Genomic DNA, 19,149 nt, shown 5'->3' with positions numbered 1-19,149 from the left:
CTCCTCGGCTCAGTCGCTGTCCTCCGCGGCCTGCTCGACGAGCGGGATGATGCGCAGAGGCACCGGGTTCTCCATGACGATCGCCGTGGAGGCCCGGACAATGCCATCAAAACCGACAACCCGGTCGATCACCCGCTGAAGGTCGGCGTTGGACCGGGCGACGAGCCGGCACAGCATGTCGCCGTGCCCGGTGGTGGTGTGCAGCTCCAGAACTTCCGGGACGCCGCCCAAATGGGCCCGCACGTCGGCTCCTTGGCCCTGTTTGATCTCCAGGGTGGCGAAGGCGGTGACGGGGTAGCCGAGGGCCGCCGGATCGACATCGGGGCCGAATCCGCGGATGACTCCATTCGACTGAAGCCGGTCGAGGCGCGCCTGCGCGGTGCCGCGGGCCACCCCGAGGCGGCGTGACGCCTCCAGCACCCCGATCCGGGGTTCGCGCGCAAGCAGCACGATGAGCCGCCCGTCCAGATGATCGATCGCCATACGGGTCCCCTCCATGGTCACCATGTACAGATAGTCCGCCCATCCAAGCAAACCTGTGTACAGAATGCTCGACAAAAGCGCGAACTATTGCGCATCTTGCGATGCGGGGAGAGCCTTCCTCCATGACTGAGACGCTGTACAACACCCCTGACACCGTTCGGCAGGCCGACCCCTTCCCGGTCAAGGGAATGGACGCGGTCGTCTTCGCCGTGGGCAATGCCAAGCAGGCCGCGCACTACTACTCGACCGCCTTCGGCATGAAGCTCGTCGCCTACTCCGGACCGGAGAACGGCAGCCGCGAGACCGCCAGTTACGTGCTGACCAACGGTTCGGCACGCTTTGTCCTCACCTCCGTCATCAAGGCATCCACCGACCACGGCCGCTTCCTGGCCGACCATGTGGCCGAGCACGGCGACGGCGTGGTCGACCTGGCCATCGAGGTCCCGGACGCACGGGCGGCGTACGCGTACGCCGTCGAGCACGGCGCCCTGGGCCTCACCGAGCCGCACGAGGTCAAGGACGAGCACGGCACGGTGGTGCTCGCCGCGATCGCCACGTACGGCCAGACCCGCCACACCCTCGTCGAGCGTTCCGGCTACGACGGCCCGTACCTCCCCGGCTTCGTGGCCGTGGCCCCGATCGTCGAACCGCCCGCCAAGCGCACCTTCCAGGCCATCGACCACTGTGTCGGCAATGTGGAACTGGGCCGGATGAACGAGTGGGTCGGCTTCTACAACAAGGTCATGGGCTTCACCAACATGAAGGAGTTCGTGGGCGACGACATCGCCACCGAGTACTCCGCCCTCATGTCGAAGGTCGTCGCCGACGGCACCCTGAAGGTGAAGTTCCCGATCAACGAACCGGCGATCGCGAAGAAGAAGTCGCAGATCGACGAGTACCTGGAGTTCTACGGCGGTGCGGGCGTCCAGCACATCGCCCTCGCCACCAACGACATCGTCGCGTCGGTCCGCGCGATGCGCGCGGCCGGCGTCCAGTTCCTGGACACCCCCGACTCGTACTACGACACCCTCGGTGAATGGGCGGGCGAGACCCGGGTGCCGGTCGAGACGCTGCGCGAGCTGAAGATCCTCGTCGACCGCGACGAGGACGGATACCTGCTGCAGATCTTCACCAAGCCGGTCCAGGACCGCCCGACGGTCTTCTTCGAGATGATCGAACGCCACGGCTCGATGGGCTTCGGCAAGGGCAACTTCAAGGCCCTGTTCGAGGCGATCGAGCGCGAGCAGGAGAAGCGCGGCAACCTCTGAGCCCAGGCGGCCCGTCCACGGAGGCGGGGTTTCCGGCGGATCCGGGGGCCCCGTCTCTTGTGCCCCGCCGCGGCTCCTGGCCGCCGGCCGCGGGCCGGGGAGGCCATGGATCGGCTTCCGGGCGATCCCGGCAACACCGGCAGGACGCCCGGGACCCGGACCGTCCGGCGATCGAACCGGCGCCGAACCCACGCGAAGAACCGCCGCGCCCCCCGTCAGCGGCTGCCCGGCGCAGACGAATCCGGGGGCGCGGGGGTGTCCGTGGTCCCCGTCGTTCCGGCCGGTGCCGCCGTCGCGGCGCCCTGCTGCGCGGGTGAGGCCTCGGACGGTTCCTGGGACTGCTGAGGGGGGTTCGGGGGAGCCGTCGGTTCGGGGGCCGGGGGCACCTCCTGCGGGCCCGGCCGATCCAGGGCCTCCTGGGCCGATGGGGCGTCCAGAGGGCTGAAGTGGGGGTTCGTGCGCAGCGCCTCCTCCAGGTGGCGGCGGGCCGGGCCGTGGTTCCCGCGCCTTTGTTCGATCATGCCCAGGTGGTACGCGTACAGGGCCGTCCCACCACCCGTGTCCGCCGCCTGTTGCGCGTATGTCAGCGCACTCTGCGAGTTGCCCGATCGGTACAGCGCCCAGCCCAGCGCGTCCGCCACCGCCGCGCTGTGGTGCTGTCGGTCCCACTCCGCCCGCAGCAGCTCCACCGCCCGCGACGCATCACCGTGGTCGGCCTCGAAGCGGCCGAGCAGGAGGGACTCGTCGACCCCGTGGCCGCTCTCCTGGGCCAGGGTTCTGCGGAGCTTCGTGTACTGGCCTCGGGAGTCGTCGTCGCGCCCCAGCGACTCGTACAACTCACCGAGTTCCAGCATGTATGCGGGGCTCGGGCGCCGGGACAGCGCCGCCCGGTAGTCGCGCTGCGCCTCGTCCGTGCGGCCCAGGGCCGCCAGCGCCCGCGCCCGGCCCGCGAGCGACGGAGGGTGGGCGCGATCCGTCCGCAGGGCCGCGGTGTACTGCGCCACCGCCTCCTCGGACTTGCCCCGCTCCCAGGCCAGTTCGCCCAGCCGGAACAGGCAGTCCGTCTTCTCGGCGGGGGTGGTGGCCCGGTTCGCCGCATCCTGCGCGATCGCCTGGGCGTCCTCGCGCCGGCCCTCGTCCCGGTACCACTGCGCCGTCCGCGAGAGCGCCGGTACGCCCGAGCGGAGCGCCGCGAACCTCTCCACCGCCCGGCCCGCCGCCGTGTACTGGCCGAGCCCGTTGTACGCGTCGATCAGGACCGGGTACGCCGTCCAGTCCTTCGGCTGCCGGGCGCGTACCGTCTCGCCCCACTTCTTCGCCGCGACGAAGTCGTGCCGCGCATTGGCGAGCGCCGCCAGCCCCACCCAGGCCGCGGTGTTCCCCCGGGCACCCGGCTGTACGTCCAGCGAGCGCCTCAGTGCCTGCTCGGCCCGCCCGTAGTACGCCACGTCCCCGGAACGCCGCCCCCACTCCACGTACGCCGATCCGAGCACCGCCCACGAACGCGCGTCGGACGGATGCGTGCCCACCCAGTTCCGCCGGTCCCCGATCAGCGCCGTCAGGTCGGCGAGGGAGGCGGGGGCGCCCGCGTTCGTCGCCGTCAGCGCGCGCATGACCGGTCCCGGAGCAGGCGGCGCGACCTTCTTCCCGTCGTCCGGTACGGACACGACCGCGCCCGTGACCAGCACGGCGGCCGCCACCGCACCGACCGCGGCCCGACGCAGTGTCGTACGCAGCGAGACCGGCGGGAGATCGTCCGGCGCCGCGGGGTCCGGATCGGGCGGCGGTTCGGATCCGGGGAGCGACGACGTCTGCGGTGGGGAATCGTCCGGATCGGACGAAGGGGGCGCGTGATCCGACTGGCGGGACTCCGGAGGCTGCTGCGGCATGACATCCATGCCGATCACTCTGCGTCGGTATGAAGATCACACCGTGTTGTGCGAACGCTGCCGCAGACGGGTTCACACCATTGGCCCCGGGTGTCACGCTTGGATCATGGACGATCTTCTCGAACGACTGCGCGCGGGCCTTCCTGCCGAGGCCCTGATCACCGATCCGGATGTCACGGCCTCGTACGCCCACGACATGGCGAGCTTCTGCGACGCGGGCGCCCCGGCCGTGGTGGTGCTGCCGCGCACGGTCGAGCAGGTCCAGCACGTCATGCGCACGGCGACCGCGCTGCGTGTGCCGGTCGTCCCGCAGGGCGCCCGTACCGGCCTGTCGGGCGCGGCCAACGCCTCCGACGGCTGCATCGTGCTGTCCCTGGTGAAGATGGACCGGATCCTGGAGATCAACCCCGTCGACCGGATCGCCGTCGTCGAACCGGGCGTCATCAACGCCGTGCTGTCCCGCGCGGTCAACGAACACGGCCTGTACTACCCGCCGGACCCGTCCAGCTGGGAAATGTGCACCATCGGCGGCAACATCGGCACCGCGTCCGGCGGGCTGTGCTGCGTGAAGTACGGCGTCACCGCCGAGTACGTACTCGGCCTCGAGGTCGTCCTCGCCGACGGGCGCCTCCTGACGACCGGCCGCCGGACCGCGAAGGGCGTCGCCGGATACGACCTCACCCGTCTCTTCGTCGGCTCCGAGGGCAGCCTCGGCATCGTCGTCCGCGCCGTGCTCGCCCTGAAGCCGCAGCCGCCGCAGCAGCTCGTCCTCGCCGCCGAGTTCCCGTCCGCGACAGCCGCCTGCGACGCCGTCTGCCGGATCATGGAGCGCGGCCACACTCCGTCACTCCTCGAACTGATGGACCGTACGACGGTCCACGCCGTCAACACGATGTCCCACATGGGTCTCCCCGACTCCACCGAAGCGCTGCTCCTCGCCGCCTTCGACACCCCGGACCCCACCGCCGACCTCGCCGCCGTCGCCGAACTCTGCACCACCGCCGGTGCCACCGAAGTGGTCCCCGCGGCCGACGCCGCCGAATCCGAACTCCTCCTCCAGGCCCGACGGATGTCGCTGACCGCCCTGGAGGCCGTCAAGTCGGCCACGATGATCGACGACGTGTGCGTACCGCGCTCCAGGCTCGGCGCCATGATCGAGGGGACGGCGGCCATCGCGCAGAAGTACGACCTCACCATCGGCGTCTGCGCCCACGCGGGCGACGGCAACACCCACCCCGTCGTCTGCTTCGACCACACCGACGCCGACGAGTCGCGCCGGGCCCGTGAATCCTTCGACGAGATCATGGCGCTGGGCCTCGAACTCGGCGGCACCATCACCGGCGAACACGGCGTCGGCGTCCTGAAGAAGGAATGGCTGGCCCGCGAACTCGGCGAGGTGAGCGTCGAGATGCACCGGGGCATCAAGGCGGCGTTCGACCCGCTGGGGCTGCTCAACCCCGGCAAGGTCTTCTGACGCCGCCGGTGGACCGCGCATCAGACCTCGCCGTCCGTCGACTCGTCCGGCAGCCACGGGTCGCTCAGCCACAGGTCGTCGGCCGGCAACGGCGCGAGCAGATCGGCCAGAGCGGCGTCGATGCCGAGCCGCTCGGTCTCGGTGCCGGGCGGCACCAGCCGCAGCGTCCGCTCCACCCACGCGGCCACGGTGGAGGACGGCGCCGCCAGCAGCGCATCGCCGTCGGGCGAACTCAGCGCCATGCAGAGGACGGTGCGCTGCTCGATCCTGTCCGGCCAGATCCGCACGTCCCCGTGCCCGCAGGGCCGGAACACGCCCTCGACCAGCAGATCGCGGGCGAACGTCCAGTGCACGGGGAAGCTGGAGTCGATGTGAAAGGTGATGTGCACGGCGTACGGATCCTCCGTGCGGTACATCAGCCGGGCCGGGACCGGGATGCTCCGCTCCGGCGACAGGACCAGCTCGAGTTCCAGCTCGCGTTTCACGACGGTGTGCATGAGTGCGTCCTTTCGGTGCCTGTGGACCGGTCCGCCGACCGGCCCGCACATGGAGAGAGCGCCCGCCCCGCCCCCTATGACGCGACTTCCGGGAAAAACTTCACCGTGACCGGAAAGTGCCTCAAACGCCGGGACCGGCCCGGGGGTACGCGGCTGTCTGATAGATGTGGTCCGTTGACTTGAGGCTTCGAAGAGATACGGGACCACGGTGATGAGCGCCCCAACCCCGGCACCCGGTGACGACAGGCCCCGCGAGGGGTATTACCCCGACCCGTCCATTCCCGGATATGTCCGGTACTGGAACGGCACTTCGTGGGTTCCCGGTACGAGCCGTCCTGCGCCCCAGCAGGGCGAATCGACGACAGCGACGCCCTCCGAGGGGGCAACGCCCGAACCGCAGCCGCAGCCTTCGGCACCGATCGCCCAGGCGTCCGGTCCGACCTACGCGCCGGTGGACGAAACCGGTCCGGTCTTCCTCGACGAGGAGCCGTACGACAGCGACCGCCCCGAACCCTCGTCTGCCTGGCAGGCCGACGCCTCCCGGCAGACCGGCTTCGGCGGGGAACGCGACCGGCGGGTGTCCTGGGGCGGCACAGGCGGTACGGGGCAGCCGGACGGGGCCGGAGCAGCGGGCCAGGTCCCTGCGGACCGGGCACCGGGAAGCGGGGCTCCCGCCGACCGGGCCCCCGCGGACCCGCGCCTGCCCGCGCCGCAGGATCCGACGGGTGGTGCGCTGCCGGGCATGCGGGGCGGCAACAGCCAGGTCCCCGAGCGAACGGTCGCGATCCGGGCCGACCGACCGGTCGAGCCCGGCGGCGGCACCGGTGAGGCGGGGCGTCCGCCCGCCGACGGTGCGATCACGACCCGCCCTGTGGGACAGGGGGGCCGGTCGCCCCGTCCCCGCAACGCGGAACAGGAACCGGCCGAGGGAACCATGGCGATCCGCGCGGTTCCCCCCGGTGCCGGTGCCCCGCAGCCCTCCGCAGCGGCACCTGCTCCGGCTCCCGCGCCCGCTCAGGCCGCCGTCCCGGCCCCAGCGCCTGCGCCCGCGCCCGCTCCGGCCAATCCGCTCACCCCGGGCCCCGGCGGCGGAGCCGCCTCCTGGGCGCAGCAGGCTCACCGACTCGCCGCGCCGCAGCAGGCCGCCCACCCGCAGCCCCAGCTCCCGCAACAGCAGCAATTCCCGCCCCAGCAGTCCCAGCGCGCCGTGCAATCCCAGCAGCGTGTCGATGCGCAGCCGGCTCAGCCGGACGGCCCGGTCGTGCCCTGGAAGCCCCCGGTCAACGACCACTTCCAACAGCTCGCACAGGCGCAGGCGGCCGCCCGCCCCGCCGGGCTCGGCAAGCGGTTCGCCGCCCGGCTCGTCGACACGGTCGTGCTGGGCGCGCTCGTCGGCGCGATCGGGTTCCCGCTCGTCTCGCGGGCGATGGACCACATCGGCGACAAGATCGACGCGGCGAAGCTCTCCGGCCAGACGGTCACCGTCTGGCTGGTGGACTCCACCACGGCCGGGCTGTTCGGCGGGGTGCTCGGTGCGTTCCTGGTGCTCGGCGTGCTGTTGGAGGCCCTGCCGACCGCGAAGTGGGGCCGTACGCTCGGCAAGAAGCTCTGCGGGCTGGAGGTACGGGACATCGAGGCCCACGGGGCGCCCTCCTTCGGTGCCGCGCTCCGCCGCTGGCTGGTCTACGGCGTGCTCGGTCTTCTGGTCATCGGCGTGGTCAATGTCCTGTGGTGTCTGTTCGACCGCCCGTGGCGTCAGTGCTGGCACGACAAGGCGGCACACACCTTCGTGGCGGGCTGACGACGAGCACGACGCCGCGCGGGCGACCCGCGCGGCTGACGGCCCATCGGGTGAGGGCGACCGCTTTGTGCCCCGTTCCCCCGAACGCACCTGAGCCGTTGCGGGCGCCCGTGGGCCGGGGTGCACTGCCCCCATGAGCAACGATCAGCCGACGTCCGGCCAGCCTCCCGAGGACGACCCGTTCCTCAAGAAGCCACGGGAGCCTCAGCCGCCGTCGTCGGGTTCGCCCTACGACAGCGCTCCGCCGCCTCCGCCGCCGCCGTACGAGCCCGGTGCCTACGGCGGCGGGCCGTACGGCGGCACGGACCCGCTCGCGGGCATGCCGCCGCTCGGCGAGCCCGGCAAGCGGATCCTGGCCCGGCTGATCGACTTCCTGATCATCTCGATCCCGCTGTATCTGATCTCGCTGCCGTTCGGCGGCGCGGTCGAGGTGGCGTCGAACAACAACCGCAGCAACGACAACGTCAGTAACGTCTTCAACCAGACCTACAGCGGCCATCAGCTGCTCTGGTCGCTGATCGGGCTCGTGGCCTACGTGGCGTACGACACGTACTTCACGCACAAGGACGGCCGCACCATCGGCAAGCGGCTGCTGAAACTGCGGGTCGCGATGCTCAATGACGGCCGGGTGCCGGACACCAGTGCCTCGTTCCTGCGGGCCGTGGTGCTGTGGCTGCCGGCGCTGCTGTGCTGCCCGTGCCTGTGGTGGCTGATCAACATCGTGCTGATGTTCACGGACAAGCCGTACCGGCAGGGGCTGCAGGACAAGGCGGCCAAGACGGTGGTGGTCTCGACCGCATAGCCGACGTACGCAAGCGGTCCGCCCGCGCGGTGGGCCGCCGGTTGCCCGATCAGTGGCGCAGGGAGTGCTCACCCACGCGCCCGGCGGCGCGGGCGGCCGGGATCCTGGCCGACGGGGCGTCGTCGAGCGGGATGTCCTCGGCTGCGCCGACGGTGGAGACGGCGCCGTGGTTCGTACGAACCGCGGTCGCCGTCTTTGCCGTCTTCGCCGCTTTCCCTGTTTTCATCCGCAGCGGCAGGGGTACGGTGACGGCCACCAGCAGACCGAGCGCCAGCCCCGCCGTGCCGATGACGGCGATGCCGATGCCCGAACTCGTGCGGGACAGCAGGAGCATGGCGAGCGTCGAGAAGACGACGGTGACCGATCCGTAGGAGAGCTGTGCAGCAGTGGGACGCGGCATGGCGGTATCCGTCCTCGGGGCAGTCGGAAGGGGCAGTCTCTCAACGCGGTCGCACTGTCAAGCGACTCTACGACGGTGGATGCCCTGGAGGAAACGGTAGTAAGCGTGACCTAACCCACGGTGCCGGTGCACGGGGGGCGCACTGAGTCATCCAGCGCGCCAAAGGGGGGCACTGGCGCGCCGGTTGCCCGTTCGGTGAACGTCCGCATAACGGAACTGCACTCCCACATAATGCACTTGGTCAGTTCAAGTCAAGGTCTGTCTTTTCTCCTGTAACTCCGGTCGAATGTCGTCACTTGTGACGCGTATCCGCGCGCGGCCCCTTCATCACCCCCGGGCCGCAGCAGCGGGCGCCGGGGAGGACTGCATCAAGTGACCACTAAGAGACGGACGCTCCGCGCTGCGGCGGTTGTCGTGGCCATGGCCGCCACCGCTGCCACGGCGTCGGCCTTCGCCACCGCACAGGCCGATGACAAGGCGTCAGGCGCCAGCGCATCCAGCATCGACCGCCGCGACCCGGGGTCGGCCGAGGGCAACGCGCACAACCTGGAGGGCCCCTTCAGCGAGCAGCAGGACGCACAGCGTCAGGCCGCCCTGGAGCAGGTCATTTCCGGCGACAAGAAGGTGTCGAACCGCGACGGCTCCAAGGTCGTCAAGCTCGACGACAACAAGTACGTCGAACTCGGCCGCGAGAAGACGGACAAGATCTTCACGGTCCTGGTGGAGTTCGGCGACCAGGTCGACGACACCACCATGTTCGACCCGGACGGCGACGGGCCCAAGCCGCCCGTCAAGAAGTACGGCGGCACGCCCGGCCCGCTGCACAACAAGATAGCCAAGCCGGACCCGGCGAAGGACAACAGCACCGCCTGGCAGGCCGACTACAACCAGGCCCACTTCCAGGACCTCTACTTCGGTGAGGGTGCCGGCAAGGACTCGCTGAAGACGTACTACGAGAAGACGTCCTCCGGGCGCTACTCGGTCGACGGCCAGGTCTCCGACTGGGTCAAGGTCCCGTACAACGAGGCCCGTTACGGTTCCAACTACTGCGGCTCGTCCAACTGTGCCAACGCCTGGGACATGGTCAGGGACGGCGTGAACGCCTGGGCCGCCGACCAGAAGGCCAAGGGCCGCACGCCGGAGCAGATCAAGGCGGACCTGGCGCAGTACGACCAGTGGGACCGCTACGACTACGACAACGACGGCAACTTCAACGAGCCCGACGGCTACATCGACCACTTCCAGGTCGTGCACGCGGGTGAGGACGAGTCCGCGGGCGGCGGTGTCGAGGGCGCGAACGCCATCTGGGCGCACCGCTGGTACGCGTATGGCACCAACGCCGGTGCGACCGGCCCGGCCGGCAACAAGGCAGGCGGCACCGAGATCGGTGACACCGGCATGTGGGTCGGCGACTACACCGCGCAGCCCGAGAACGGCGGCCTGGGTGTCTTCGCCCACGAGTACGGCCACGACCTCGGTCTGCCGGACCTCTACGACACCACCAACCGCGCCGAGAACTCGGTCGGCTTCTGGTCCCTGATGTCGGCCGGCTCCTGGCTCGGCACCGGCAAGAACGCCATCGGTGACATGCCCGGCGACATGACCGCCTGGGACAAGCTGCAGCTGGGCTGGCTCAACTACGCCTCGGCCAAGGCCGCGACGAACTCGGTCCACAAGCTGGGTGTCTCGGAGTACAACACCAAGGACAAGCAGGCGCTCGTCGTCTCGCTGCCGGACAAGGCCGTCACCACCGCCGTCACGACGCCCGCTGAGGGCGCCAAGCAGTGGTGGAGCGACATGGGTGACGACCTGAACAACACCCTGTCCCGCTCGGTCGACCTGACCGGCAAGTCCAAGGCGTCCCTGGACCTTTCGGGCTGGTGGGACATCGAGAAGGACTACGACTACCTCTACACCGAGGTCTCGGAGAACGGCGGCGCCAGCTGGACCGCGATCGACGGCACCGCCGACGGCAAGGCGATCCCGCGTGACGCCAGTGACAAGCCGGCGCTGACCGACGTCTCCGGCACGTACCAGAAGCTGTCGTACTCGCTGGACGCCTACGCGGGCAAGAAGATCGACATCCGCTTCCGTTACGCCACCGACGGCGGCGCGGGCGGCGTGGGCTTCGCGGCCGACACCATCGCGGTCAACGCCGATGGTGCGGTGCTCTTCTCGGACAACGCCGAGGGCGACGACAACGGCTGGACCGCCAAGGGCTTCTCCCGGGTCGGTGCGTCGTTCACCAAGGACTACCCGCAGTACTACATCGCGGAGAACCGCCAGTACGTCTCGTACGACAAGACCCTGAAGGTCGGCCCGTACAACTTCGGCTTCGCCAACACCCGTCCGGACTGGGTCGAGCACTACCCCTACCAGACCGGTCTGATGATCTGGCTCTGGGACCAGTCCCAGAAGGACAACAACGTCTCCACCCACCCGGGCCAGGGGCTGATCCTGCCGATCGACGCGCACGCCAAGCCGCTGAAGTGGGCCGACGGCACCGTCATCCGCAACAAGATCCAGCCGTTCGACGCCCCGTTCAGCTGGCGGCCGACCGACGCCTTCACGCTGCACAAGGCTGACGTGGCGACCAAGATCGAGTCCCAGCCGGGCGTCCCGGTCTTCGACGACCACAAGGGCACCTACTGGTACGCGGAGAACAAGACCGGAAGCGTGAAGGTCGCTGACACCAACACCCGGATCACGATCGTCAGCGAGCCGCTCAGCGGTTCGACGATCACGGTCAAGGTTGGCGCCTCGCACAAGTAATTCCGCATCACCGCAGGTCAAAGCATGATCGGCCGTCGCCCTCTAGCGGGCGGCGGCCGATCGTGTTTAGGTGCCTCTTATTCGGATTCTTATTGACACGATGTCTCACGGGGGAGTGCAGAGCATGGCAGGCGGAGGATTCAGCAAGTTGCCGAACGGCAGTGTGGTGGTCGCGATCACCCTGAACGGCCCGGCGGACGGGACGGGCCCGGGAACCCCGGTCCGGGTCCTGGTGCACGCGGCGAACCGGGCCCGCGCACTGACCCGCCTGCGCAATCTGGGCCTCCGGGCGGTCTACCTCCGGGGCAACGCGGAACCGCCCACGCCCGACGAGATCACGGCGGTGCTGCACCACCCGGACGGCCTGCTCTGGCGAGCGAGACCGGAGAGCGCCCAGGAGCTCTGGCACCCCATCCGGGCACTCCTGCGCCCACCGGTACCGGCCCACCAGTCCTGAGCGCGCCTGCGTCCCGCCCGTGCGGCAACGCGGGCGCCGGACGCCTGCGGCAGCCGTCGCGCCCCTTGCGGCTTCCCCCCCGGCCCTGTCGTGGGGGAGGCCGTTACACCACCGGCTTGCCGGAGAGCTCCACCCCGGCCTCCCGGAGCTCCTCCAGCGCCCGCCCCGTGGTCGCGTCGGAGACCCCCGCGGTCAGGTCCAGCAGCACATGCGTCGCGAAGCCTTCCCGGACCGCATCCAGCGCCGTCGCCCGCACGCAGTGATCCGTGGCGATGCCGACGACGTCGACCTCGGTGACCCTCCGGTCCCGCAGCCACTGCGCAAGCCCCACCCCGTTCTCGTCGACCCCCTCGAAGCCGCTGTAGGCCGCCGCGTAGGCCCCCTTGTCGAACACCGCATCGATGGCGCCGGAAGCGACCGCCGGGGCGAAATTGGGGTGGAAGCCCACCCCCTCCGTGCCGGCGACACAGTGCGCAGGCCAGGAGTGCTCGAAGTCGGGCTGTGCGGAGAAGTGGTCGCCCGGGTCGACATGGTGGTCACGGGTGGCGACCACATGGCGGTACCCGGCCTGGGCCTCACCGATCAGGTCGGTGATGGCGGCGGCGACATCCGAGCCCCCCGTCACCGCGAGGCTGCCGCCCTCGCAGAAGTCGTTCTGAACGTCCACGACGATCAACGCGCGGTGCATGGCGGGTGTCCTTCGATGGGGAGAGAAGCGGGGGACGAGAGCGAAACGGTGAAGTTGGGGGGCTGCAAATCGAGCCTAGAGACAAAGACCGCCTTGCGGGAGGGGGCGTATGGCTGCTACCGGCGACCATCCCCTTCCCCGCCGCCGCACGTTCACACGAACTCCGTCGGAATCACCGGCTCCCCCCTGGACAGCTGCACCGCCGACATCGGCAGCCCCCGCCGCGCCGCTATGTGCCGCTCCCGCGCCGCGTCCAGCGGCTCGCGCGCGACCACCTCACCACCCCTGACCAGCTCGACCAGCAGCTGCCGGTCGGCCAGCCCGTCGGGCACCGGACCGGTGCCGACCACCTCGGCCTCGGCCACCCCGTTCTCGTCCAGCCGCCGCGCGGCCCACTTGCGCCCGCCCATCGAGGACTTCCCTCCCAGCGACTTCTTGGCAACCGGCCGCAGCGGTTCCGCGGGATCGGCGGAGTTCGCCCGGGCGACCAGCTTGTAGACCATGGAGCAGGTCGGCTGCCCGCTGCCGGTGACCAGCTGCGTGCCCACGCCGTACGCGTCGACCGGTGCCGCGGCCAGCGACGCGATCGCGTACTCGTCCAGGTCCGACGTCACCACGATCTTCGTCGCCGTGGCGCCCAGCTCGTCCAACTGCTGCCGCACCCGGTGCGCGAGGAGCAGCAGGTCCCCGGAGTCGATCCGTACGGCCCCCAGCCCGGTCCCGGCGACCTCGACCGCCGTACGGACCGCCTCGGCGACGTCGTAGGTGTCGACCAGCAGCGTCGTCTTCCGGCCCAGTGAATCGACCTGCGCCCGGAACGCGTCGCGCTCGTTGTCGTGCAGCAGCGTGAACGCGTGCGCGCTCGTCCCGACCGTCGGGATGTTGTAGCGGAATCCGGCCGCCAGATCGGATGTCGTGTCGAAGCCGCCGATGTACGCGGCCCGCGACGACGCCACCGCGGACAGTTCATGGGTGCGTCGTGCACCCATCTCGATCAGCCTGCGACCACCCGCCGCCGCGGACATCCGGGACGCCGCCGCGGCGACTGCCGAGTCGTGGTTGAGGATCGACAGGATCACCGTCTCCAGCAGCACACATTCGGCGAAGGATCCCTCGACCCGCAGGATCGGGGAGCCCGGGAAGTACACCTCGCCCTCCGGGTAGCCCCAGATGTCGCCGCTGAAGCGGTAGTCCGCCAGCCAGGCGAGCGTCGGCCCGTCGACGATGTTCTGGTCGCGCAGGAAGGTGAGCATCTCGTCGTCGAAGTGAAAGTTCTCCACTGCGTCCAGGACGCGTCCGATGCCCGCGACGACGCCGTAGCGTCGCCCCTCGGGCAGCCGGCGGGTGAACGCCTCGAAGACCGAGCGCCGGTCGGCGGTGCCCGCCTTCAGCGCCGCCTGCACCATCGTGAGCTCGTACTGGTCGGTGAAGAGCGCTGTCGACGGCACACCGACCCGTCGCCCAAGGTCCGCAGAGTTCATGGCTCGGATGCTACCCCTATTTCGTCAGAGTGACGAGATCTAAGCCGTTTGTGCGATGCCCCCTCCCGGGTGGCAGCATGGGGTAGGTGAGTGTCGCCCCTGTAGAGATCGAGCGTCCCGAATCGGCCGAGGAGAACCTCGTCGTCCCCGAGCCCGACGTGCCCTGGGTGACGCTGGTCCACAACGATCCGGTCAACCTCATGAGCTACGTGACCTATGTCTTCCAGGCCTACTTCGGCTACTCCAAGGACAAGGCCCACAAGCTGATGCTCGACGTCCATCAGAAGGGTCGCGCCGTCGTCTCCAGCGGCAGCCGCGAGGAGATGGAGCGCGACGTCCAGGCCATGCACGGTTACGGTCTCTGGGCCACCCTGACCCAGGACCGCAACTAGCCTCCACCTCTGCCCCGCCCGACCCACCATCGGAGAAAACCCATGGCCGGCCACTTCGAGGCCACCCCCCGCGGCGGCGCGGCCGTCGCGCTCGACGAGGTGGAGATCGCGATCCTGCGCTCCCTCGCCGTCCAGCTGCTGGAACTGATCGGACCGGGCGACGAACCGGCCGACGGCGAGGACCCGCTCGCCGCCCTGTTCGCCGAAGGGCCCAGCGAGCCGCCGACCGACCCGGCCCTGGCCCGCCTCTTCCCGGAGGCGTACGGCGACGAGGACAGCGAACTGCGCGCCGCGTCCGCCGAGTTCCGCCGCTTCACCGAGAACGACCTGCGCACCCGCAAGCGCGACGACGCGCTCACCGTCGTACGCACCCTCGACGCACTCCCGTCCGGCGAGGAAAGCGCGGTCCTCACGCTCAGCGCCGACGAATGCCGCAACTGGCTCGGCGCCCTCAACGACCTCCGCCTCACCATCGGTACCCGCCTGGAGGTCTCCGACGAGGACGAGGGCGGTGAGGGCTCGCTCTACCGGCTGCCCGACAGTGACCCGCGCAAGCCCATGGTCATGGCCTATCTCTGGCTGGGCGCGCTTCAGGAGACGCTCGTCGAGACCCTGATGCCGTAGGGGCCGGCCAGCGGATTACGGCCGGGGGTTGCGACCCCCGGCACTTCGCTGCGTGCTCGGCTTCGCCCGAACGGGGGAGACCCCACTCGGGGCATTGCCGAGACGCCCGCACGGCTGCGCCGCGAGGATGCTCCGACGCCCGAGGGCCGCCCCGTGGCGATGCACCGCACCGGATGCCGCGACCGACCCGCCTCCCCTTGATCGGGTTTTGCCTTCCCTTGGGTCCGCGCCGGGACGTTCGCTCAACGGATACTCAAATCCAAATAACGATCCCGTCACCTGAATGGCCTTTTTTGCAGCGGCTGGAAACCCTTGTCCGCTTTTTCCTGTGGTGTGCACCACACAATGTCCGGTGGACCACCGGTGGCTCCGTGATAAATCTTCACGACCACCCGGGGACGCCACCCCTGTTCCCGGGGGCGCTACAACCGGCGGACCGCCGGTCGCACTCCATCCATATCCGGGGGGATCAGGACCTGATCCGCAGCCGTCAGGCGCGGATCGGCGTGGAGAAAGGCGCAACACATGACATCGGCGCAGGTCGACAAGGGGCAAGGCGGCTCGCAGCAGGCCGCGGAAGCCGCGGATGCCACCACCTCGGGCGAGGGTTATCAGCGCGCCCTCGGCGCCCGCCAGATCCAGATGATCGCGATCGGCGGGGCCATCGGAACCGGCCTCTTCCTCGGCGCGGGCAAAGCCATCGCCAAGGCGGGACCCAGCCTCATCCTCGCCTATGCCATCGCAGGCCTGGTGATCTTCTTCATCATGCGGGCCCTGGGCGAACTCCTCATGTACCGCCCGGTCTCGGGCTCATTCTCCGAGTACGCCCGCGAATTCGTCGGCCCCTTCGCAGGATTTGTCACCGGCTGGACCTACTGGCTGTTCTGGGTTGTCACCGGAATCACCGAAGTCACCGCGGCAGCCCAGTACATGACGTTCTGGTTCGACATTCCCCAATGGGTGTCCGCACTGATCTTCACGATCATCCTGTACGGCGTGAACCTGATCTCCGTGAAGCTCTTCGGGGAACTCGAATTCTGGTTCTCGATGGTCAAGGTCACTGCCATCGTCGGCATGATCCTCATCTGTGCCGGAATTCTCACCCTCGGCTTCTCCGACGCCGGCGACACCGCGTCCGTCACCCACCTGTGGGCCGACGGCGGCTTCTTCCCGCACGGCATCAAGGGCACCTTGATGACCCTGCAGATCGTGATGTTCGCCTTCCTCGCCGTCGAACTCGTCGGCGTCACCGCAGGCGAGTCCAAGGACCCGAAGACCGTCCTGCCCAAGGCCATCAACACCGTGCCGTGGCGCATCGCCGTCTTCTACGTCGGCGCCCTCATCATGATCCTCGCCGTCGTCCCGTGGACGGAATTCCAGCCCGGCATCTCGCCGTTCGTCGCCGCCTTCCAGAAGATGGGCCTCGGCATCGGCGCAGGCATCGTCAACTTCGTCGTCCTGACCGCGGCCCTCTCCTCCTGCAACTCCGGCATGTACTCCACCGGCCGCATGCTGCGCGACCTCGCCCTCAACGGACAGGGCCCGAAGTTCTTCACCCGGCTGACCAGGAGCGGCACCCCGCTCATCGGCACCACCTTCTCCGCCGCCCTCATGCTCGTCGGCGTCTGGATCAACTACCAGTGGCCCGGGGACGCCTTCACCTACGTCGTCTCCTTCGCCACGATCTCCGGCATGTGGGCCTGGATCATGATCCTCGTCTGCCAGATCCGCTACCGCCGCCTGGCCGACCGCGGAGCGATCCCGCAGTCCTCCTTCCGGGCCCCCGGCGCCCCGTACACCACCGTCTTCGCCCTCGCCTTCATCGGCATGGTGATCGTGATGATGGGCATCGACAAGGACGCCAGGATCTCGCTGTACTGCGCCCCGCTCTGGGCCCTGATCCTCGGTGTCTCGTACCTGGTCCTCAAGGCCCGTAACCCCGAGAGCGCGGCCTTCGCCAAGCGCTGACCCGACCCGGCCGTCCGGCATACGGACCCCCGCGTACCACTCCTCGGTGCGCGGGGGCCCTCTGCTTATCCTGGCGCCATGCTGACCATCACCCAGGCGCTGTACGACCAGATCGTCGCGCACTCCCGCGCGGACCACCCCGACGAGGCGTGCGGCGTGGTCGCGGGCCCGGTCGGAACCGGCCGCGCCGAACGCTTCATCCCCATGCTCAACGCCGCCCGCTCGCCCACGTTCTACGAGTTCGACTCCGCGGACCTGCTGAAGCTCTACCGCGAGATGGACGACCGCGACGAGGAGCCGGTGATCATCTACCACTCGCACACGGCGACCGAGGCGTACCCCTCGCGCACCGACGTCACGTACGCCAATGAGCCCGGCGCCCACTACGTCCTCGTCTCCACCGCCGACACGGACGACGCGGGCCCCTTCCAGTTCCGCTCGTACCGCATCGTGGACGGCGTGATCACCGAGGAGGACGTCGAGGTCGTCGAGGCGTACGAACCCGCCTGACCTGGAGCGGGCCGGAGGCGAAACCCCGTCCCCGGCCCGCCGTGATTCCCCGCCCCACCCCGACCGTCCACCAGGCGAACGCTCACCATCCAGCAGGTGAGATCACATACCGGAGTCCGGACCGGGAATCGATACGATGAGCCCATGGTTCCCCAAGACGTGAGCGAAAAGACGCCGGGCACGCTGCTCGTCGCGCGCCTGCACGTCGACCTGTGCAGGCTCTCCAGCGCGATCTGTACGAGCTGCCTGCCCGCCGGCCGCAACGCCTGAGCCGGGCCGCGGCCCCGAGCGCCGTCCACACGCCCCACCCCCGCGCGGGGGCAGAGCCGCGCGCCCCACGCCACCACTCCGCTTTCGACAGGAGCCCACGCCATGGCCATCGAGGTCCGCATCCCGACCATCCTCCGCACCTACACCGACGGCGCCAAGGCTGTCGAGGGCAACGGAGAGACCCTCGCCGACCTCTTCACGGACCTCGACAGCCGCCACAACGGCATCCGTGAGCGCATCGTCGACGGTGACCAGCTCCGTCGCTTCGTGAACGTCTACCTCAACGACGAGGACGTCCGCTTCCTCGACGGAATCTCCACCAAGCTCAGCGACGGCGACAGCGTCACCATCCTCCCGGCCGTCGCCGGCGGCATGAACTGATGCGGTACGACAGCCCGCTCGCCGCGGTGGGCAATACCCCGCTCGTCCGCCTACCGCGGCTGTCACCGTCGGACGACGTCCGCATCTGGGCCAAGCTGGAGGACCGCAACCCCACCGGCTCGATCAAGGACCGCCCCGCGCTCCACATGGTCGAACAGGCGGAGAAGGACGGCCGGTTGACCCCCGGCTGCACCATCCTGGAGCCCACCAGCGGCAACACCGGCATCTCGCTGGCCATGGCGGCCAAGCTCAAGGGCTACCGCATCGTCTGCGTCATGCCGGAGAACACCTCGCAGGAACGGCGCGACCTGCTCGCCATGTGGGGCGCCGAGATCATCTCCTCCCCGGCGGCCGGCGGCTCCAACACAGCCGTCCGCGTCGCCAAGGAACTGGCCGCCGAGCACCCCGACTGGGTGATGCTCTACCAGTACGGCAACCCGGACAACGCGGGCGCCCACTACGCCACCACCGGTCCCGAGATCTTCGCCGACCTGCCCTCCATCACCCACTTCGTGGCGGGCCTCGGCACCACGGGCACGCTCATGGGTGTGGGCCGCTACCTGCGCGAACAGAAGCCCGACATCAAGATCGTCGCCGCCGAGCCGCGCTACGACGACCTCGTCTACGGCCTCCGCAACCTCGACGAGGGCTTCGTCCCCGAGCTCTACGACGCCTCGGTCCTCACCACCCGCTTCTCCGTCGGCTCCGCCGACGCCGTCACCCGCACCCGCGAACTCCTCCAGCAGGAGGGCATCTTCGCGGGCGTCTCCACCGGCGCCGCACTCCACGCGGCGATCGGCGTCGGAACCAAGGCGGTCAAGGCGGGGGAGACGGCCGACATCGTCTTCGTCGTCGCCGACGGCGGCTGGAAGTACCTGTCGACGGGCGTCTACACGGCCCCCACGACGGAAGCGGCCATCGAAACGCTGCACGGCCAGCTCTGGGCGTAACACTCAGTCGCGAGCTCCTCCAAGTGCCGGACCGTCCTCGGC

19 protein-coding genes are annotated in these 19,149 nt (G+C 69.5%); 13 read left to right on the top strand and 6 right to left on the bottom strand.

Annotated elements, in window-relative coordinates; all coding sequences use genetic code 11:
* Positions 1 to 9 precede the first annotated feature (9 nt).
* Positions 10 to 483: an Lrp/AsnC family transcriptional regulator gene (locus ACFU6I_RS36605; protein WP_345518471.1), complete on the bottom strand. Its 474-nt coding sequence runs from the start codon at positions 481 to 483 to the stop codon at positions 10 to 12.
* Between the two features lie 122 nt (positions 484 to 605).
* On the opposite strand from ACFU6I_RS36605, the gene hppD reads away from it, so the two are divergent.
* A complete protein-coding gene (hppD, locus tag ACFU6I_RS36600; RefSeq protein WP_266985131.1) occupies positions 606 to 1,751 on the top strand; it encodes a 4-hydroxyphenylpyruvate dioxygenase in 1,146 nt (381 codons plus the stop codon).
* Between the two features lie 215 nt (positions 1,752 to 1,966).
* Here hppD and ACFU6I_RS36595 read toward each other — a convergent pair whose 3' ends face one another.
* Positions 1,967 to 3,649 (bottom strand): tetratricopeptide repeat protein, encoded by a 1,683-nt coding sequence (locus tag ACFU6I_RS36595; RefSeq protein WP_384375075.1) that lies wholly within the window; start codon positions 3,647 to 3,649, stop codon positions 1,967 to 1,969.
* Positions 3,650 to 3,746: 97 nt separating this feature from the next.
* Here ACFU6I_RS36595 and ACFU6I_RS36590 point away from each other — a divergent pair, with 97 nt between their 5' ends.
* Positions 3,747 to 5,114, top strand: coding sequence for an FAD-binding oxidoreductase (locus ACFU6I_RS36590; RefSeq protein ID WP_384375072.1), 1,368 nt, complete (start codon positions 3,747 to 3,749; stop codon positions 5,112 to 5,114).
* A 20-nt stretch (positions 5,115 to 5,134) separates the two neighbouring features.
* On the opposite strand, the gene ACFU6I_RS36585 is transcribed toward ACFU6I_RS36590, so the two are convergent.
* The gene (locus ACFU6I_RS36585) at positions 5,135 to 5,611 is read right to left on the bottom strand and encodes an SsgA family sporulation/cell division regulator (protein WP_384375069.1); all 477 of its coding nucleotides are present in this window, start codon (positions 5,609 to 5,611) and stop codon (positions 5,135 to 5,137) included.
* A gap of 211 nt (positions 5,612 to 5,822) precedes the next feature.
* Here ACFU6I_RS36585 and ACFU6I_RS36580 point away from each other — a divergent pair, with 211 nt between their 5' ends.
* Together ACFU6I_RS36580 and ACFU6I_RS36575 are read left to right on the top strand one after the other, a co-directional pair.
* Positions 5,823 to 7,412: an RDD family protein gene (locus tag ACFU6I_RS36580; RefSeq protein ID WP_384375066.1), complete on the top strand. Its 1,590-nt coding sequence runs from the start codon at positions 5,823 to 5,825 to the stop codon at positions 7,410 to 7,412.
* A gap of 133 nt (positions 7,413 to 7,545) precedes the next feature.
* Positions 7,546 to 8,214, top strand: coding sequence for an RDD family protein (locus ACFU6I_RS36575; protein ID WP_384375064.1), 669 nt, complete (start codon positions 7,546 to 7,548; stop codon positions 8,212 to 8,214).
* A 49-nt stretch (positions 8,215 to 8,263) separates the two neighbouring features.
* Here the strand turns inward: ACFU6I_RS36575 and ACFU6I_RS36570 are convergent, their stop codons facing one another.
* The gene (locus tag ACFU6I_RS36570) at positions 8,264 to 8,614 is read right to left on the bottom strand and encodes a hypothetical protein (protein ID WP_384375061.1); all 351 of its coding nucleotides are present in this window, start codon (positions 8,612 to 8,614) and stop codon (positions 8,264 to 8,266) included.
* Positions 8,615 to 8,986: 372 nt separating this feature from the next.
* On the opposite strand from ACFU6I_RS36570, the gene ACFU6I_RS36565 reads away from it, so the two are divergent.
* Both ACFU6I_RS36565 and ACFU6I_RS36560 read left to right on the top strand, forming a co-directional pair.
* Positions 8,987 to 11,386 (top strand): immune inhibitor A domain-containing protein, encoded by a 2,400-nt coding sequence (locus ACFU6I_RS36565; RefSeq protein ID WP_384375058.1) that lies wholly within the window; start codon positions 8,987 to 8,989, stop codon positions 11,384 to 11,386.
* Between the two features lie 124 nt (positions 11,387 to 11,510).
* Entirely contained in the window at positions 11,511 to 11,843 is a 333-nt protein-coding gene (locus ACFU6I_RS36560; RefSeq protein WP_345517866.1) for a hypothetical protein, read from the top strand.
* Positions 11,844 to 11,946: 103 nt separating this feature from the next.
* Here ACFU6I_RS36560 and ACFU6I_RS36555 read toward each other — a convergent pair whose 3' ends face one another.
* Positions 11,947 to 12,531 carry an isochorismatase family protein gene (locus ACFU6I_RS36555; RefSeq protein ID WP_384375055.1) on the bottom strand — a complete coding sequence of 195 codons (585 nt, stop codon included), beginning with the start codon at positions 12,529 to 12,531 and terminating at the stop codon, positions 11,947 to 11,949.
* Between the two features lie 152 nt (positions 12,532 to 12,683).
* Positions 12,684 to 14,012: a nicotinate phosphoribosyltransferase gene (locus tag ACFU6I_RS36550; RefSeq protein ID WP_384375052.1), complete on the bottom strand. Its 1,329-nt coding sequence runs from the start codon at positions 14,010 to 14,012 to the stop codon at positions 12,684 to 12,686.
* An 86-nt stretch (positions 14,013 to 14,098) separates the two neighbouring features.
* Between ACFU6I_RS36550 and clpS the strand changes: the two genes are divergently transcribed.
* The 7 genes from clpS (at position 14,099) to ACFU6I_RS36515 (ending at position 19,107) form a co-directional block, all read left to right on the top strand.
* Positions 14,099 to 14,404, top strand: coding sequence for an ATP-dependent Clp protease adapter ClpS (clpS, locus tag ACFU6I_RS36545; protein WP_018555894.1), 306 nt, complete (start codon positions 14,099 to 14,101; stop codon positions 14,402 to 14,404).
* A gap of 42 nt (positions 14,405 to 14,446) precedes the next feature.
* Positions 14,447 to 15,028 (top strand): DUF2017 domain-containing protein, encoded by a 582-nt coding sequence (locus ACFU6I_RS36540; RefSeq protein ID WP_384375049.1) that lies wholly within the window; start codon positions 14,447 to 14,449, stop codon positions 15,026 to 15,028.
* Between the two features lie 525 nt (positions 15,029 to 15,553).
* A complete protein-coding gene (locus ACFU6I_RS36535; RefSeq protein ID WP_384375046.1) occupies positions 15,554 to 16,996 on the top strand; it encodes an amino acid permease in 1,443 nt (480 codons plus the stop codon).
* 78 nt (positions 16,997 to 17,074) lie between these two features.
* On the top strand, positions 17,075 to 17,506 hold the full coding sequence (locus ACFU6I_RS36530; RefSeq protein WP_384375043.1) for a Mov34/MPN/PAD-1 family protein: 432 nt from the start codon (positions 17,075 to 17,077) through the stop codon (positions 17,504 to 17,506).
* Positions 17,507 to 17,650: 144 nt separating this feature from the next.
* Positions 17,651 to 17,776: a putative leader peptide gene (locus ACFU6I_RS36525; protein ID WP_384375040.1), complete on the top strand. Its 126-nt coding sequence runs from the start codon at positions 17,651 to 17,653 to the stop codon at positions 17,774 to 17,776.
* Between the two features lie 102 nt (positions 17,777 to 17,878).
* Positions 17,879 to 18,157 (top strand): MoaD/ThiS family protein, encoded by a 279-nt coding sequence (locus tag ACFU6I_RS36520; protein ID WP_037692508.1) that lies wholly within the window; start codon positions 17,879 to 17,881, stop codon positions 18,155 to 18,157.
* A complete protein-coding gene (locus ACFU6I_RS36515) occupies positions 18,157 to 19,107 on the top strand; it encodes a cysteine synthase (protein WP_327246117.1) in 951 nt (316 codons plus the stop codon). Before ACFU6I_RS36520 ends, ACFU6I_RS36515 begins: the two co-directional genes overlap by 1 nt.
* The last annotated feature ends 42 nt before the right edge of the window (positions 19,108 to 19,149 follow it).

This window comes from Streptomyces sp. NPDC057486 (genome assembly GCF_042802415.1).
GTDB lineage: Bacteria > Actinomycetota > Actinomycetes > Streptomycetales > Streptomycetaceae > Streptomyces > Streptomyces yanii.
The sequence above is the reverse complement of the archived record's forward strand: the minus strand, read 5'-3'. Positions and strand labels throughout refer to the sequence as shown.

Excerpts from the sequence above, each read along its gene's own strand:
- ACFU6I_RS36515 (WP_327246117.1), top strand. The coding sequence starts at position 18,157 with ATGCGGTACGACAGCCCGCTCGCCGCGGTGGGCAATACCCCGCTCGTC.
- ACFU6I_RS36520 (WP_037692508.1), top strand. The coding sequence starts at position 17,879 with ATGGCCATCGAGGTCCGCATCCCGACCATCCTCCGCACCTACACCGAC.
- ACFU6I_RS36595 (WP_384375075.1), bottom strand. The coding sequence starts at position 3,649 with ATGGATGTCATGCCGCAGCAGCCTCCGGAGTCCCGCCAGTCGGATCAC.
- ACFU6I_RS36540 (WP_384375049.1), top strand. The coding sequence starts at position 14,447 with ATGGCCGGCCACTTCGAGGCCACCCCCCGCGGCGGCGCGGCCGTCGCG.
- ACFU6I_RS36555 (WP_384375055.1), bottom strand. The coding sequence starts at position 12,531 with ATGCACCGCGCGTTGATCGTCGTGGACGTTCAGAACGACTTCTGCGAG.
- ACFU6I_RS36575 (WP_384375064.1), top strand. The coding sequence starts at position 7,546 with ATGAGCAACGATCAGCCGACGTCCGGCCAGCCTCCCGAGGACGACCCG.
- ACFU6I_RS36580 (WP_384375066.1), top strand. The coding sequence starts at position 5,823 with ATGAGCGCCCCAACCCCGGCACCCGGTGACGACAGGCCCCGCGAGGGG.
- ACFU6I_RS36560 (WP_345517866.1), top strand. The coding sequence starts at position 11,511 with ATGGCAGGCGGAGGATTCAGCAAGTTGCCGAACGGCAGTGTGGTGGTC.
- hppD (WP_266985131.1), top strand. The coding sequence starts at position 606 with ATGACTGAGACGCTGTACAACACCCCTGACACCGTTCGGCAGGCCGAC.
- ACFU6I_RS36535 (WP_384375046.1), top strand. The coding sequence starts at position 15,554 with ATGACATCGGCGCAGGTCGACAAGGGGCAAGGCGGCTCGCAGCAGGCC.
- ACFU6I_RS36590 (WP_384375072.1), top strand. The coding sequence starts at position 3,747 with ATGGACGATCTTCTCGAACGACTGCGCGCGGGCCTTCCTGCCGAGGCC.
- ACFU6I_RS36525 (WP_384375040.1), top strand. The coding sequence starts at position 17,651 with ATGGTTCCCCAAGACGTGAGCGAAAAGACGCCGGGCACGCTGCTCGTC.
- ACFU6I_RS36605 (WP_345518471.1), bottom strand. The coding sequence starts at position 483 with ATGGCGATCGATCATCTGGACGGGCGGCTCATCGTGCTGCTTGCGCGC.
- ACFU6I_RS36585 (WP_384375069.1), bottom strand. The coding sequence starts at position 5,611 with ATGCACACCGTCGTGAAACGCGAGCTGGAACTCGAGCTGGTCCTGTCG.
- ACFU6I_RS36570 (WP_384375061.1), bottom strand. The coding sequence starts at position 8,614 with ATGCCGCGTCCCACTGCTGCACAGCTCTCCTACGGATCGGTCACCGTC.
- ACFU6I_RS36550 (WP_384375052.1), bottom strand. The coding sequence starts at position 14,012 with ATGAACTCTGCGGACCTTGGGCGACGGGTCGGTGTGCCGTCGACAGCG.
- ACFU6I_RS36530 (WP_384375043.1), top strand. The coding sequence starts at position 17,075 with ATGCTGACCATCACCCAGGCGCTGTACGACCAGATCGTCGCGCACTCC.